Annotated in this window: 13 protein-coding genes, 2 tRNA genes and 1 rRNA gene; 11 read left to right on the top strand and 5 right to left on the bottom strand. The window is 46.6% G+C overall.

The features are described 5' to 3' along the window. Nucleotides 1–48: 48 nt before the first annotated feature. Nucleotides 49–1,514: ribosomal RNA gene (locus GF309_13995) — 16S ribosomal RNA — on the bottom strand. Between the two features lie 582 nt (nucleotides 1,515–2,096). On the opposite strand from GF309_13995, the gene GF309_13990 reads away from it, so the two are divergent. Continuing rightward, nucleotides 2,097–4,700, top strand: a complete 2,604-nt coding sequence (locus GF309_13990) for a hypothetical protein (GenBank protein MBD3159888.1) — start codon at nucleotides 2,097–2,099, stop codon at nucleotides 4,698–4,700. Nucleotides 4,701–4,789: 89 nt separating this feature from the next. Here GF309_13990 and GF309_13985 read toward each other — a convergent pair whose 3' ends face one another. Beyond that, on the bottom strand, nucleotides 4,790–5,335 hold the full coding sequence (locus GF309_13985; protein MBD3159887.1) for a hypothetical protein: 546 nt from the start codon (nucleotides 5,333–5,335) through the stop codon (nucleotides 4,790–4,792). A 179-nt stretch (nucleotides 5,336–5,514) separates the two neighbouring features. Here GF309_13985 and GF309_13980 point away from each other — a divergent pair, with 179 nt between their 5' ends. From GF309_13980 to GF309_13970, 3 genes are all read left to right on the top strand, one after another. Further along, nucleotides 5,515–6,138 (top strand): hypothetical protein, encoded by a 624-nt coding sequence (locus tag GF309_13980; protein ID MBD3159886.1) that lies wholly within the window; start codon nucleotides 5,515–5,517, stop codon nucleotides 6,136–6,138. Beyond that, nucleotides 6,135–6,422 (top strand): hypothetical protein, encoded by a 288-nt coding sequence (locus GF309_13975; GenBank protein ID MBD3159885.1) that lies wholly within the window; start codon nucleotides 6,135–6,137, stop codon nucleotides 6,420–6,422. The genes GF309_13980 and GF309_13975 overlap by 4 nt, the downstream gene beginning before the upstream one ends. Before the next feature lie 118 nt (nucleotides 6,423–6,540). Beyond that, nucleotides 6,541–6,616 (top strand) — tRNA-Ala (locus GF309_13970). A gap of 223 nt (nucleotides 6,617–6,839) precedes the next feature. On the opposite strand, the gene GF309_13965 is transcribed toward GF309_13970, so the two are convergent. After that, a complete protein-coding gene (locus GF309_13965; GenBank protein MBD3159884.1) occupies nucleotides 6,840–7,589 on the bottom strand; it encodes a hypothetical protein in 750 nt (249 codons plus the stop codon). Nucleotides 7,590–7,643: 54 nt separating this feature from the next. Here GF309_13965 and GF309_13960 point away from each other — a divergent pair, with 54 nt between their 5' ends. Next, on the top strand, nucleotides 7,644–8,171 hold the full coding sequence (locus GF309_13960) for a hypothetical protein (GenBank protein ID MBD3159883.1): 528 nt from the start codon (nucleotides 7,644–7,646) through the stop codon (nucleotides 8,169–8,171). Beyond that, entirely contained in the window at nucleotides 8,146–8,658 is a 513-nt protein-coding gene (locus GF309_13955; GenBank protein MBD3159882.1) for an OsmC family peroxiredoxin, read from the top strand. Before GF309_13960 ends, GF309_13955 begins: the two co-directional genes overlap by 26 nt. 41 nt (nucleotides 8,659–8,699) lie before the next feature. Here GF309_13955 and GF309_13950 read toward each other — a convergent pair whose 3' ends face one another. Together GF309_13950 and GF309_13945 are read right to left on the bottom strand one after the other, a co-directional pair. Continuing rightward, nucleotides 8,700–11,165, bottom strand: coding sequence for a valine--tRNA ligase (locus GF309_13950; protein MBD3159881.1), 2,466 nt, complete (start codon nucleotides 11,163–11,165; stop codon nucleotides 8,700–8,702). 110 nt (nucleotides 11,166–11,275) lie between these two features. Further along, nucleotides 11,276–12,130, bottom strand: a complete 855-nt coding sequence (locus tag GF309_13945) for a hypothetical protein (protein MBD3159880.1) — start codon at nucleotides 12,128–12,130, stop codon at nucleotides 11,276–11,278. An 83-nt stretch (nucleotides 12,131–12,213) separates the two neighbouring features. On the opposite strand from GF309_13945, the gene GF309_13940 reads away from it, so the two are divergent. The 5 genes from GF309_13940 to GF309_13920 all read left to right on the top strand — a co-directional run bounded on the left by GF309_13940 (nucleotide 12,214) and on the right by GF309_13920 (nucleotide 15,532). Further along, complete coding sequence (locus GF309_13940; GenBank protein MBD3159879.1) at nucleotides 12,214–13,179, top strand: aldo/keto reductase; 966 nt, start codon at nucleotides 12,214–12,216, stop codon at nucleotides 13,177–13,179. 102 nt (nucleotides 13,180–13,281) lie between these two features. Then, complete coding sequence (gene pyrH / locus GF309_13935; GenBank protein MBD3159878.1) at nucleotides 13,282–13,974, top strand: UMP kinase; 693 nt, start codon at nucleotides 13,282–13,284, stop codon at nucleotides 13,972–13,974. An 18-nt stretch (nucleotides 13,975–13,992) separates the two neighbouring features. Continuing rightward, entirely contained in the window at nucleotides 13,993–14,292 is a 300-nt protein-coding gene (locus tag GF309_13930; GenBank protein ID MBD3159877.1) for a helix-turn-helix domain-containing protein, read from the top strand. Between the two features lie 85 nt (nucleotides 14,293–14,377). Further along, nucleotides 14,378–14,491, top strand: a tRNA-Leu gene (locus GF309_13925). Between the two features lie 177 nt (nucleotides 14,492–14,668). After that, nucleotides 14,669–15,532 (top strand): GNAT family N-acetyltransferase, encoded by an 864-nt coding sequence (locus tag GF309_13920; protein ID MBD3159876.1) that lies wholly within the window; start codon nucleotides 14,669–14,671, stop codon nucleotides 15,530–15,532. The last annotated feature ends 336 nt before the right edge of the window (nucleotides 15,533–15,868 follow it).

Here is a 15,868-nt window from a genome sequence, read left to right as displayed (position 1 = left end):
TCCGCTACGGATACCTTGTTAATCGGCTTGTCACGAAGTGTGACCCGCTTACGACTTCTCCCTACTTGCGATCCCAAGATTCGTTACCGCCTTTTCAGACAGCGCCTCACCCCAGAACCGCTCGCATGGAGCGACGGGCGGTGTGTGCAAGAAGCAGGGACGTATTCTCCGCGCGTTAGTGACACGCGGATACTAGGGATTCCAGGTTCACGCGGATGAATTGCAATCCGCGATTCCGACTACGACGAGGTTTCGCGATTGACTTCACCTTTCGGTGTTGTAACGCATTGTCCTCGCCATTGTAGCACGCGTGTGGCCCCGCCCATATCGCGGCATACGGACCTACCGTGGCCCTCACCTTCCTCCAGCTTTTCGCTAGCAGTCCCCCTAATGTGCCCCGTCAGGGCCGAAGCCCCCGGCTGGCAATTAGGTGGCAAGGGTCTCATTCGTTGCAGCACTTAAGCTGATACCTCACGGCACGAATTTACGATGGCCATGCACCAGCTCTCAGCTCGTCGAGCAAGATCATCAGTCTGGCTCTCATTCGGCTGTCTGGGCGGGTAAGTTTTCCGGCGTTGAGTCCAATTAAACCGCAAGCTCCACCCCTTGTGGTGCTCCCCCGCCAATTCCTTTAAGTTTCAGTCTTGCGACCGTACTTCCCAAGCGGCCCGTTTAACGCTTTTGCTGCAGCACCGCCACGGCTCGTGGCCGTAGCAACACTTAACGGGCATGGTTTACGCCCAGGACTACTCGGGTATCTAATCCGATTCGCTCCCCTGGGTTTCGTCCCTCACCGTCGGGCGCGTTCTCGACGACCGCCTTCGCCACTGGTGGTCCTCCGCAGATCATAAGATTTCACCCTTACCTGCGGAGTACCGTCGTCGTCTCCCGCCCCCAAGTACAGCGGTATCCCTACCCTTCCGACCGTTAGGCGACCGGATTTTAGCAGGGACCTACTGAACAGGCTACGGACGCTTTAAGCTCAATAATCATGGACACCACTCGAAGAGCTGGTTTTACCGCGGCGGCTGGCACCAGCCTTGCCCTCTCCTTTCTAGCGGTCCACCCTACGGATCCGCCACAGACGGAGTTATCCCCCGTCACTCGGCTTGGCCCACTCACGCTTTCGCGCATTGGTGAGGTTTCGTAACTGCTGCGCCCCGTGGGGCTAGGGCCCTTGTCTCAGTGCCCTTCTCCGGGCCACGACTTACATCGCCCGTTCGGGTCATAACCTAAGTGGGCAGTTACCCCACTTACAAGTATGATCCAGTGCCGCCCCGTCCTGCGGCGGAATGCTCCACATACCGAAGCACCCGTTTAAGGGCGAAATCATTTCCAGAACATCGCCCCTGTAGCGGATTAGCGCCAGTTTCCCGGCGTTTTCCGCCTCCACAGGGTAGGTTAGCGACACGCTACTGAGCCGTTCGCGACAGACTCGGAAGTGAGTCCGTTGCACTTGCATGTCTTAACCCCAAGCCGTTAGCAGTGTCCTCTAGCAGGATCAACTAGAGTTGATCCCAATTACGCATGTTGGCAAGGTAAAATACCATGCATAATGTTGTGCACACTATGAACTTGTGAAGTACAGGCGCGCGGGGTTAGCAGAAAGCTTACCCTTGGCCTGCACACTGTTGAGCGTATCTTAGACCTGAGGGGATTCCAGCACATAACATGCCAGTCTATCTCAAGTCCGCATCATATATTCGTGTCTGGAAGTCAGAACCATCATCGCTCGGCATTCGCCGACAGCATCAGGCATGACACCTTTGGACACGAAGCATTTGTACCCCGATTCAAACCGTTTTAAACCTTTGCAAGGAACAAGCTTTTCGGAGCCTCTCCATGCGTTCTGACGGCCCGAATTTCGGGGTAACTCGATGTCGAGGTACTTGAGAAGCGAATATAAAATCTCGCATACTTACAAAGTAGGGCGCGCGGAAATACACGCTATTCCAACAGATTCAGGTATTGAAGAGTGAATCTGAAGCCAGAATCCACGTGCCATGCATATGCTGGCGCAATAGCAAATGTTTACATTATAGTCTGCTTCCAACTAATCCATGGACTCCGAGTAGCGGAGAACCGAGGATTCTGAGATGACTGATTTTCATGAATATCTGAAACTGCTCATGCGGGGCAGTATCAGGGAAGCCGAACAAGCACTATTGGACGACCGCGAAGATTTCACCTTTCCAACTGCGCGGCCGCAATGGGCACCACCCCGTCATTATGAAATAAACCAGCTGACAATGGATTGGCGGGTTGATTTGGACAAACAATATGTTGATGCTATATCGAAACTCAGCATAGAATCAATTGTGGAGGAACTAGATACCCTTCACCTTCACGCAGCTGAGCTTGAAATAACCATGATTCGCGATTCTAACGAGGAGGAACTGGAATGGGAGCTGAATCCTGATGACGAGGGTATGATTGTGTATCTGAAGGAAACCCTTGAAGAAGGTGACAAAGAGGAAATTACCTTTGTCTATGCTATTGACAAGCCGCGGGCGGGGCTCTTCTTTACAAGCCCCCGTCCCGAATTTCCCGACAGCGAGAAAAGCGCTTGGACACAGCTTCAGGATGATTATGCCAGATTCATTGTACCAGTCTACGATAATCCCTCCCACAAGTTCGCAACGGAAACGATCCTGACAGTTCCCAAAGGCTACTTCGCCATGAGTAATGGTGTGCTCAAGGAACGGAAAGAAAATGATGATGGAACCGAAAGTTTCCACTGGTACCAAGAAAAACCGATTCCGGCATATCTTATGATGGTATGGATAAGTAAAGCCCAAGTATTCAAAGAAGAGGTAAACGGTCTCGAAGTCAGTTACTACACCCATCCGAAATGGGACAAGGATACTGTTTATCGCTCTTTTGAGAAAACTCCTGACATGGTCACGTTCTTCGAGAATAAGCTTGGTGTTCCATTTCCGTGGGACAAATATGCGCAGGTAACAGCAGCAGAGTTTGTGGCTGGGGGAATGGAAAACGTCAGCGCAACAATTCAAACTGACGAAACACTTCATGATGAAAAAGCACACAAGGATTTCGATTCGGATGGCCTTGTTTCCCATGAGTTGGCACATAGCTGGGGTGGGGACCTGGTGACCTGTCGGACCTGGAGTCATGGTTGGCTCAATGAGGGGTGGGCCACACAAATGCAGAATGAATGGAAGCGCCATGACAAGGGTGATGATGAGTACTACTACGAGCAATATGGGAAGCAGAAAGCGTATTTCAAGGAAGATAAGAAGAAGTATCGCAGACCATTAGTTCAAAATAAGTGGGAGCGTGGCATGGATGTTTTTGATCGCCACCTATACCCAGGTGGGGCTTGGAGATACTATATGCTCAAGCATCTAGTTGGTGAAGAGAACTGGTGGCGTATTCTGGGTGAATGGATGGATCGATATGCATACGAGTCGGTATATACACACGATCTTGAAGCTCTGTTTACCGAAATGACTGGTGACGATTACGGCTGGTTCTTTGAACAATGGCTCTACAAAGCCGGCTATCCCGAATGCAAAATCAAATGTTCATATGATGAGAATCTCAAACATGCTAAGGTGCGGATTGAACAGACACAGGAACATGAAATGACGCCTGAGGTGTTCAAGTTCCCCCTGACAGTGGAATTCGTCGATAACGAAGGAAAGCGCACAAGATACAAGATGGAGATCGATGAGCGTGTACACTCCTTTTACTATCCAGTCAACGTCAAGCCTAAGCAAATAATCATTGATCCAGATTATGCAACCCTCATGGATTGGACCATCGAGAAGCCAGAACCAATGTGGATAGAGCAGCTCAGGCATGGTACCAATGTTGTGCAGAAAATCAAGGCAGCTCAGGCTTTGGGTGAGAAAGCATCTCCTAAGGCAATACGAGCGCTTGGCAAAGCATTGCTCAACGAGGAGTTCTGGGGAACCCAAGTGGAAATCGCAGAAGTATTGGGCTCCATCAAGAACGAGAGTGCTCTTGACCAGTTGTTGCGGGCCACGAACGTGGAACATAGCAAAGCTCGAACGGGAGTTGCTAAAGCACTCGGCGAATTCTATCAGAATGACCGTGCTTTTGAAGCCCTTAAGGAGCTATCAAAAGACAAGAAGAGCTACTTCGTTGTTTCTGCTGCAGCCAATTCTATTGGCAAGACGAAGCATGAAGACGCATTTGATACACTTGTAGAAGGTTTGGAAGAAGCACCGGAAAGCTGGCACCACATCATCAAACAGGGATACATACAGGGACTTGGGGAAATAGAAAAGGAAGAGGCAATCGATAACATCATGCCATACCTGGAAGTAGGTACGCCGGACGAGCTACGCAGAACCGTGCCAAAGGTGCTTGCAAAGCTCGGTAAGCGATACAAGAAGAAACGACCTGAAATCAAGTCAGAATTGGAGAAGCTCCTTGATGATGAATCCTATCGTGTAAAGGTCATGACACTTCTTGCTGTCAAAGACTACGGTGATGCTTCACTCATCCCGGTTCTACGCAACATCGCGGAACGGGCAGTCATGGCGAGGGTCATCAGATACTCGAGGGAAGCTATCAGGGCGTTGAGCAAAGACAAAGAACCGGAAGAAATCGATGCAATGCAGAAGAGTATCGAGGAGCTCGAGAAGGTAAATAGGGATTTGAAAGATCGTCTTTCAAAGCTAGAAGAAATGGTTGAAGAAAATCGAGAATAAGGAAAATTGGAGGAGAGCACAAGTCCTCCTCTTCGACGGCTGAGTGATAAATCCTACAATCGCCCTTAGCCATCGGCTTCTTCCACCTTTTAGGCTCTGCGGACACGTCCAATGTGCCGCCATTTGTATGCCAAGCCGTCTACGTGAACCGTTCCAATCATGCGAAGAACCTTTCCTCGGGCTGCTGACACAACTTTCCCAAGAAATACAACAGTCCCGGTGTTACCTTCAGAATCTGTTACATTGAAACGAAAGCCCACAACCGTTGTCCCGTTGAATCTTCCTTGGGTGGGTCTGCCGACAACTCCTCTACCGTCTTCAATGGCAAATCGAGTTTCATTCAGGATTAAATGTCCCGAGAATGCGTTTAATTGTAATCGTCGATTTTCCTTTCCAGCGACTTCAAAGTGCAGTTCTAGCTTGGTTAAAGCATGTATCTTGTCACCATTGGAATCAGCTCGTGCTCCGCCTCGTGATGAGAGAATGAAACTCTCGCCAACATCTATGTTACGAGGTGACGTATCAGCGGACATGAATTCAGCAGTTGCATCAACTGATAGCATGTGACCCGCAAGTAGGCTACCTGCTATAATAACAGACACGAACACTACGGCTGTTTTTGTGGGGCGCTTCATTGTAGTTCATGTGGTTCTTCTGTTTTTGATTTTAAAGGGTCAATGAATCTTTAATATGTATGAATCATCTAGTAGTATTTTGCAGGTCATATCAATACATCAGAGTAGAGTACAAAAGGAAGTATGCAACCAATTAATCAGTAGAGTAACATTCCAGACACGCCAAGGACTGTTCCATAATGCAGCAACCAATTGTTCAGCTAGTTAGATTGGATCTCCTCCTGGAGACAATCAGTGGAATCATCGCTCTAGCTGTATCTCACTACGCCAACAAAGCATACAGAATTACAGAACAGAAACGGTTGGCGGACTTATCAACGGGTTTTCTCATATTATCTGCGGGAATGCTGGGACGAGTCGTTGGAACACTGTATTTCTTTGTGCTTCAAAATGAAGGAGTAGCAAGGTCTAATACCCTCATTAGTGTGGTAACCATTGCATATGGCATGATGAGGATAATGGCATACCTTATCTTTGCCATTTCTACTCGGCATACTCGTTCTGAGAAGGCCCCGTCGGTTGTGACACTACTCGCCTTGCCATTCCTGCTTGACCCCAGCCTTGAGATGGTTGCAATACTTATCCTGATAGTCGTGGTACTACAATCACTCATGAACTATCTATCAAATAGAAACAGATATGCATTCTATGTTTTTGCAGCCTTCGCACTTGTCCTGACAAGTCACATCACATCAATCATCGCTGCCAATGCAATTCGGGGATATTTACTTAGCCAAATATTTCAATTCCTAGGTTTTGCTGCATTATTATTGATGCTTGTCGGAGCGGGGAGAGACACATGACAAAGTCGTACCGATCCAAAATCAGAATCTTGGTTGATATGATGCGTACGATTAAACGTGAGGGAAGCGATGGGGTAGGTCCAACAAAAATCTTGTATGGCGCAAATCTATCTCATGATCGCCTAACTGAGTATCTCGAAGAGCTAATGAAAAAGAATCTGATTCTAGAAAATGACATCGATGAAAACAGACGGATTTATTCTCTCACAGAGAAAGGAAGGGAGTTTCTTCAGGAGTTCAAAAAGATAGAGCGTTTCTCAGAAGCATTTGGAATAGAAGTATAGATAATATACAATAGTCGATTCGGCAAGATTTTAAGACAACTCAAAATGGGACCATTGTACGAAGTACCCATGGCTAGATTTGCGTGAATTGATCTGCTCTCAGCTTCACTAAAAATGTGGGCCGGTAGATCAGCTGGCAGATCGCTTGGTTCGCAATCAAGAGGGCGTGGGTTCAAATCCCACCCGGTCCACCATCATTTTATAGCCAAGCAACTCAACTTCGGTGAGTGCACCCTACAACATAGGGGAAGTGACCACTATGAAATCCTGTGTCTTTATTGCCGATTTCGTAGTATGAGTCACTGAAGAACCCATTGGAAAAGGTGCGAATGGCCTCCAGTGGTGTAGAATTGTAGCTCGTGCAGAGATGGGAGGGGGTGAATGGATCTGTCGCCGCCAGGCAACGGAGATAGTGTCTTAGTATTCCAGACGCCGAGGATTGCCATAGAGTCGCATTTCTTGTAGATTGATATCCATTTCAGCCTCATTCTTGTTTAAGCGTCTGGCATTGGATTCAAGTCTGTCCTTTATTTCGTTGAGGGTTTTGATGGACGCACAGAAGAGAACAAGAACGTCATCGAAAGATGGGGGAACAGGTTTCTCTTCAAATGTTCTGATTTTCCACTTGCCACCTAGGTCGAATACAGACCCCCCAATGGAAGCAACTTTCTCCCCATGATGGCTCTTAACAGTGAAATCGGCGCCTATACTAAACCGATCGGCGATAATGTGATATCCCTTGAATGCTCCATCATCGAGAATCATAAAGGAATAGATTTCTTTGTTAAGTAGCGAGGGTGAGTATGCTCGTTCAAGGGGAACAAGGTGATCATTCCCATCTATAATCACAGTAAAAGTAGGGACACCATGGCCAGTTGCAAGCGTCCGTGCCATTCCTTGACCAACAAGTTCTTCCAGGGATGCCTTCCAGTTCATGGATTCAGTAAATAAACGCATAACGAGCCTCTGTGATGTTGGCTCCTGGTTCCATGGGTCAACCCGGATAGTGATATAACCATCCATAGCCCCGGATACTTCACCCAAAATATCGCTGTCTTTTGTGAAATGCCTCGACTTGGCTCTATATTCCTCCTGTTTATTCAAACCTATTTCAACTTCGTGAAGATCAGTGCTCCAAAGATCGATTTCTATTTCTTGATCACTCATTGCCGCGTCGCCTCGATTGTGTATCTACAGGACTGTAATTAGTATTGGTGATGTGTGATTATACCAGTTGAAATGTTTATCTCATATAGCAGTCAGATACAAACCCTTTTTCATGTAACTGTTCAATGGAAGTTTCTGGTGCTGATAATGGCCGAAGAAGACCGATATTACAATGCGACTGTGGTCTGGGATTACAATGGTGGAAGTGCCGTGCTTGTAGAAGACAAAAAACCGATAGAAGCATCAAGACCATCCGCATTCAAAAGTCAACCGAATCTTCACAATCCAGAAGAGCTTTTCGTAGCTTCAGCAGCTCTTTGTTTTATGAACTCTTTCGCCGTGTTCACGAAGAAAATGCATATCGAGTTTGAATCATTTGATGTAGAAGCCACTGGACGCCTAGAAAAAGTTGGGCGAAGCTTCGAGATTACGAAAATCGATATGAAATCAACTGTAGTAATCAGTGATGAGAACCTACGAAAGAAAATCGAGCGAGCTCTTGAACTTGGTGACAAATACTGCTTTGTGGCAAACAGTATGAAATGTCCAAGGGAACATGAACACGAGATTGTCGTGGAATAGGGTGGTTAGGAATCTTTTTCTTCATAAGCCCCTCCTTCCCGTTGTGATTGCCTTGAGTGATGAGACTCACAAATACGAAGTGACCGTGAACTGGAAACATGATACTGTAGGAGAATTGAAAATAGCAGGAAAACCTGATATACAGGTTGCATCTCCGCCAGAGTTCGATGGACCCGAAGGTATAACCTCACCAGAGGACATGTTCGTCTCCTCTGCAACCGCTTGTTTCATGACGACATTCGTGGCATTTTCGAATAAGATGCGATTCGAGTTTAAAACATTCAGCTGTAAAGGGGAGGGCACCCTGGAACGAGTCGAAAAGGGATTTGAGTTCACGAAGATTGTTTTGGAGACTACTGTCAAAGTTGGAAGTTCGGACCTCAAGAAGAAAGCAGAAAGAGCATTGGAGCTAGCAGGAAAATATTGTCTAGTTTCCAATAGCATGAAGTGTGAAACGGAACATATCAACAAAGTAGAAGTTGCATAGAGAGATACTCTCCATGCAACTCAAAACAGGGAATGGGTTCCCTAGTCTTCAGACGGAGGGGAGATGTATATTGTCCGATTTGATTCGGGCAACTCCGCTTCTACTAATTCGTCATCTTCGGGTTTCTCGAACTTTAGCTCGTCTATACCATGCATCGCCATAAGGTCTTTCTTCCAGGGTTTCAGTTCTTCTGGAACGACAGCTTCAGGTAGACCCTGTCTGAGGGACATGTCGTTCTCACGCTTGAACTTCCAGAATCCACCGTTGACGCTCAGTAGAAGCTCGGTGTAATCAGTCAGGGGAGACTTCCATTTGTCATTGCTTGTAGGATATCTTTGGCTATGAATACCATCGTCATTGTAGAGTTCACGATAAATCCTATCCGTGATGAAAGGGGTTATGGGGGCCAAGGCCCTCAGAATAGTCTGAAGGGTCTGATGTAGTACAAACCAAGCAGATTTCTGTTCCGTTTCACCAAATAGATCTCCATTGTTGAAACAACGGCCCTTGAGCAATTCCAATACATGATCTGCAAAGAAATTCCATGCAAAGCTACGAATTTCTATAGCTGGTTTGTGAAAATCGAGTTGTTCACAATCAGGAGTGATTACTTCAATGAGATGGTTTGTTTCTGCAAGTATCCATTGGTCCACCGGTGTCAAATCACTGAATTCGAGATCATCAGGTATAGGAAACATCGAGATGAATCTGGCTATGTTCCACAGCTTGGTCATGAATTTGGAGACTCCGGCCAATCGGTTTTCCGAAAATCGTATATCGCTACCCAGTCCCGCTTCCAGAACACCGAACATACGAATAGCGTCGGCCCCATACTCCTCAATGAATGGTCTTGGAGGGGGAGAATTGCCTCGAGATTTGCTCATCTTCTCTCCATGTTTGTCCACAACATGGCCAGAAATCCATACTTCTTTGAAAGCTGGTTCTTCGAGTAGCTGATAAGTCCTGAGAAGAGTGTAGTACAGCCAAGTTCGGACAATATCTTTCCCTTGAGGTCTCATCACATTTCCAAATGCCTTCTCAAACAAGTCTTCATCGCGCATGTAGTCGACAATCTGCAAGCATGAAATCGACGAATCCATCCACGTATCAAATGTGCGCTCTTCGCCCCGAAAACCCTCACTGGCACCGCATTTCGGACATTTTGCAAAGGGTGGGTCCTCTTTCCACGGTTGATAGTATTCTAGCTCTTCGTTATCGGGCAGAACCGGTTCCCCGCAACTGTTACAATACCAAATCGGAATCTCCGTTCCGTAGTATCGCCTGCGACTTACCGGCCAATCTACAGATACTCTGTTGAGCCAGTTAATCAGAATTTGTTTGTGATGCGAGGGGTAGAAATCAATCTCTTCCACGATTTCCTTCAAGTCATCAATGAATTGGGTCTGTTTCACATAGTATTCGTCCATAGCAATGAACTCTATGGGGGTTTTGCTCCGCCAACAGAGTGGAGCTCGCTGTATAGTCTCCTCCTGTTTCAGAAGGAAGCCCTCTTCGTCCAAGTCGTGGATTATGGCCTCTTTGGCCTCCTCAATCGTCATCCCCTCGTACTTACCTGCAGCCTCGGTCATTTCACCTTCGGGGGATATGGCGGCAACAGGTTCCAAGGCGTAATCTCTGAAAGCCATGACGTCAGCTTGGTCACCATAGCTACACACCATGAGGGCACCGGTCCCGAATTCCTTATCTGCAGTAGGACTCGCAATGATTGGTACCTTTTTGTCATATAGAGGTATATCCACAGTTTCCCCCTCGTAGCCTTCGTAACGGTCATCGTCGGGATGAATGAAAACGGCTCCGCATGCACACAATAGCTCAGGTCGAGTAGTAGCTATGGTCAGCGGTTCTTTCCCTTCCACATCGAATCGAATGTAGCTCAGAGTTGTAGGACGCTCTGTGTATTCTACTTCAGCATCAGCAATTGTAGTGCCACACTCGAAGCACCAATTGTTTGGTCGATAGTCACTGTAGACCAAGCCATTCCTCCACAGGTCTATGAATGTAGCTTGAGTAAGCGCACGATATCGAGGGCTATCCGTTCGGTATGAGCCCTCATCTTCATAGGTATTGAATCCAATTCCGAGGCGCTTGAAACCATCGAGTACTTCATCTTCGTACTTGTCCAGTTGCTCCCGGCATTTCGCAACAAACTCCGCGCGGGGAGTGCTGTGCATATCCATGCCGAACTCTTTCTCTACTCGCAATTCGACAGGCAAGCCATTCCGGTCTATGCCAAGAGGAAAATTGACCTCTAGACTCTGCATTCTTCTGTACCGGGCAATCTGATCTATCTGGCAGTAATGCAGCATCTGCCCAATATGCATGGGCCCAGAAAGATATGGTGGGGGAGTATCAACAGAGTAGATTGTTTTATCTGACTCAGAATTGAACTCGTAGGTATCTTCGTCTTCCCAGAGATCCAGTATTGCCTCTTCGGATTCCGGTTTCCATCGCTTGGATTGGATTTTGGGGCTGAATTTTTTTGGCAAAATCGTTGACTCTCCTTGATGTCAGCAAGGTGTGGACCTAAGTCCGCCTTTGAGTCGGACAACTCAATACTCCTAAAAGGCTTATGGACAACACAAATTGTCCACTTTGATTAAGAGTAGTACTTCTTCATTGCCAAAGCTCCAATAATCAAGCCACCTACGGCAGCAGCTCCACCAACACCGAGGAGCGTCGTAACACCCGAATCCAGCACGACATCGCCTCCAGAAAATCGCGCAAAATGTTGTGTAAATGTCATTCTGAGTGTATGATTCTCATTCTGGCTCTCTTGGGTTTGTGAGACCTGCCATTCGGAAAGGATGCCATTATCATCATAAGAAGCATCAAAGGCGATTTTGGCTGTACCGTTCATGGCACCATACAGCTCATGGGAAGATTCAGTATTTACAACAATCTGCAATGAAAACGTGCCATCACCAATAGAATCACTAACTTCTGATACTGTGGGATTGTTTTCTGCCTCTTGGACTGCACTGTTCCACTCTGTGGTATGAGTCGACCAAACAGGGTTCACAAAAAACAGGTGTCCTGGATGGTGATGTTCGAAATGTGGTGTCATTTCAAAGGAAAACGATTCGGATTTATTGTCGCTATCTTCATCTTCAGTAGACAAATCGAAACTGACCTTGTTATCTTGGAAGTAAACACTATCTGTCCGATTTTCGAAGTATGGATCGTAGGCGCGTGAGTGATAATTCGCTCCCAAGTACCGGTATTCGTACGCGTCACTGGCGGTTATGTTTAGGACGGTCAGTTGAAAATCCCCTGTCAGCGATGACTTGTGTAGAGGGCCATCGTCAACGATATAGCTTTGATCACTCCACGTTGCAGAGAAAAAATAAGTATTACCAGTGATATCTCCAGCTGCAACTGTAGATACAGGCAAAAACGTGAACAATGCAGTTACTACAAATATCCCCATAATTCGGCATCTTTTGAATCTCATACCTCTCACAACTTCAGGTTTTCCAGTGTAGTGTTTCATGCGTTTCAGAAGATTTAACATATATCATTAACTATTGTTTATTCATGAACTACGTCACATTAGGAAATACCGGTCTACGCGTCTCCCGTTTCATTCTTGGAAGCATGCAGCTTGGTTGGCTTCTTAATGAGAAGGAGAGCTTCGAATTGCTGGATGTAGCTCTTGAAGCTGGAATCAACACGATTGATACAGCTGATATCTACTCCCGATGGACTGATGAATCATATCCTGGAAAATCAGAAGAAATAATCGGAAGGTGGATGAAAGAACGGGGTGTAAGAGAAGAAATCATCTTGGCTACAAAGGTGCGGGGAAAAATGAGTGATAGGCCAAATGACAAAGGACTTTCACGAAAACACATCACTGAAGGGGCACGAGCCAGTTTGGATCGTCTTCAAACAGACTGGATAGATTTGTACTGGTCTCATTGGCCAGATGAGGAGGTAGATCAAGAGGTTACACTTCGGGCTTTTGACAAGCTGATTGATGAGGGCAGTATACATCATATTGGTGCTTCAAATCATACAGCAGCTCAAATTGTAGAATCTCTATGGATAAGTGATTCGCGAAATTTGGCAAGCTATGACGCGATTCAACCACCATATAGTTTGGCAAGGAGGGAAGAGTATGAAAAATATCTTCGCCCAGTTGTAAGGAAGTACGACTTGGGAGTAACACCATATAGCCCCCTTGGTGGCGGTTTTCTGACGGGAAAATACAGTAAGCATAAGACACCTGATTCGAAGAGAGCAGAAAGTATCGAAAAACGGTATGCAACAGAAGAGAATTACCGAATCGTAGAAGAACTTGGAAGAATAGCTGATAATAGAGGGGTATCCATACCCCAAATTGCCCTAGCATGGATACTAACCAAAGACAGCATTACAGCCCCAATCATAGGCACAAGTTCGCTTGACCACTTGCATGACAATCTCGGCGCGTTGGATATTGAGTTGTCTAGAGAAGAAACACGTGCTCTTAACGACGTGTCAGATTGGCGCGATGGTTAATCAGAAGGTATCGATTTATCGTAAAGCGTGTCTATTCAGGAAAGCTTCTTTAGGTTTGTATCAACAAGCGGGATACTGAGGAATATCACCAGAGGCCGGACTATGCGCGTCGTTCTCAAAATTGGAGGATCACTCCTGTATCAAGACAACCGCATCCAGGTTGAGATGATAGAAGCGTACGCTAAACAGCTACGCAAAGCTATAGAAGCTGGACATGATTTTGTGGTCGTCGTAGGCGGAGGTGCTTCGGCTCGTGAGTTTATTGCCGCCGCCCGAGCTCTTGGTGGGAGTGAGGCAAATTGTGATATCCTAGGGATTGAGTTGACCCGAAAGAACGCAGAACTGTTTACCATAGCTCTTGGGGACCAAGCATATTCTGAGGTGGTTGAAAGCCTTGGTCAACTGGAAGTGGCAAAGCAATCTGGGCGTGTCGTCTTCATGGGAGGATTAACTCCGGGCCAATCCACAAACGCCGTAGCAGCGCTAGCCGCAGAGATAACTGATGCAGATATTCTGTTGAATGCGACAAATGTTGAGGGTGTCTATGACCGTGACCCAAGAGAGGAAAACGCGGTTTTATTGGATGAGCTCTCAATAGATGAGCTCAACGAGATACTTTCCAAAGGTGGTACACGTGCAGGAGAATACCAATTATTTGATCCTGTGGCAATACGAATTGTACGCCGCTCGAAAATTAGGACAATATTCTTTGATGGCAGAGAGGTTGAGAACCTAGTACGAATTCTGAGGGGAGAGAAAATCGGTAGCTCTGTGGTATACAAGAAAGACAAATGAAACGGAGTCTGATGATAATTGCGAGAACTACTTGAGAAATTATTTGCATCTCGGGCACAAACGAGAGTTGTTCAGCATTTTCTAGATAGACCCAAAGAATTCTTCAACCTGAGCCGAATAGCAAAGGAAACGGATTTGGCTCATTCTACTATCCATCGTGTCATTCAACCACTTGTTGATATGGGTCTGGTAAAGGAAATCAAAGTTGGAAAACAAATCCGCCTGTTCATTCTCCAAAGTGAGGATCCAAAAAGCAAAGCTCTGATAGATTTCTACGAGGAAATCAGGCCCTTACTCTTGGATGTCTCAGTAGAATGAAGTTCTGGACCATCTCAGTAGTTGGGGAAGGGTTTCGTACAAGGAAAACTGCTATAAACAAAGCTCCACCTAACGACAATCGTATGCCGAGGTAGCCAAGCCCGGCCAACGGCGACGGACTCAAGATCTGTTGGCGTGCTACGGATGAGACATCCGTTCTGGTAGCAGTACAGGGGTTCAAATCCCTTCCTCGGCACCATCTATCTCTTTATTGTTGCTAATCCTGACAGATGATTCTCCGACGAATCTCAAACATTGAACCTGTTGCCAAAGAATCAGGCTTATTTTGCGGGAATATCTCTGATAATTACTGTCTGAAATCACCTTCACCCACAGCCTTTAGACGCAAGACAGATGATGAAAACAGGTGCCATTGATGTCCGAAGTCACAATTCGTCCACCGAGAAGCGGAGAGAAAGCTGCGGCCTATAGTGTATATGAAACAGGTTTTCCCGATTTTGAAATGAGCTTCGAAGGTTTTTCTCGATCGTGGGACCGCTGCAAGATTAGCGGCGATCTTGAGAAGTTGTGGAAAGTGGCGGTTGTAGATGACGAGATTGTAGGAGTTGCAATCAATCTCATGTTGCGAAGCCTTGGCTGGGGAGCGATATGGGAGCTTGCTGTAGACCCCGAGATGAGAAACAAAGGTATTGGGACTCAGATTGTCAAGGAATCGGAGAGAACCTTTCTGGACCTTAACCCAGCTATTACTCACTTCGCGATTGCCCCTAAGACACATCGAACGAAGGCTATCTCGTTTGTAGAGGGGCTTGGATATGGCATACAATCGCTCATTCTCCAGCTGGAAGGACCTGCTGATACTACTGCAGTAGAATTCGATCTCGAGGTGGGCATAGCACGGTTGGAGCACATTCCACTCTTCATCCACCTGGAGCCAGATACCTATTGGGGATATAGGAATCGAAAGACATGGGAGTATACCATTCGTGGAGGGCGCTGTTATGCTCTGACTGAGCCAGAAAGCAATATGGTGGTTGGTTTCATGCAACTCATACCCAATCAAGCCTCGAATGATACTACAACGGTATCATTCAGCTACAAAGAGGGTTATGGTAGAGATGTGATAAAAAGCGCCATGTGTGAAGTACAAACTGACAGGGTTGTATTCTGGATTCAAGATATGCATCAGGAAATCCTTGACTACCTCTATGCTGAAGGATTTGCTCGAAAAGACTCTGAGTTTCTGGCAAAAAAGCGCGTCATGCACGATACTGGATAAACAATAAGACAAAAGAAAAGAGAAGGGCTCACGTTGGTTCTAACGCGAGCACTTCTTCGATAGTTAGTCTGTTTTCCCTATCGGAGGTTTGTTCCGACCTAGTACGACTTGAGCTAGTAATCTTCTCGCTCATCACTATTCTACCTCGTGAAATAGCGGTTTGCAATCGCGTCGGTCGATATGGCTTTCTTTGGCCCGTTGGTTCTCTTTGTTGTGTTCTTCTGGTTCATGTGATCATCTCCTGATTGTTGCGTAGGCATAACCGAGAGCTTCGGTAGACTGGTATGCGATGGTTGCGATATTCTTCTTCTCTGACCGGGTTGTGTTTGACATCGT

The organism is Candidatus Lokiarchaeota archaeon, assembly GCA_014730275.1.
Taxonomy (GTDB): Archaea; Asgardarchaeota; Thorarchaeia; order Thorarchaeales; family Thorarchaeaceae; genus WJIL01.
Note: the sequence above shows the minus strand (reverse complement) of the source record. Positions and strands in the feature narration are given on the sequence as shown.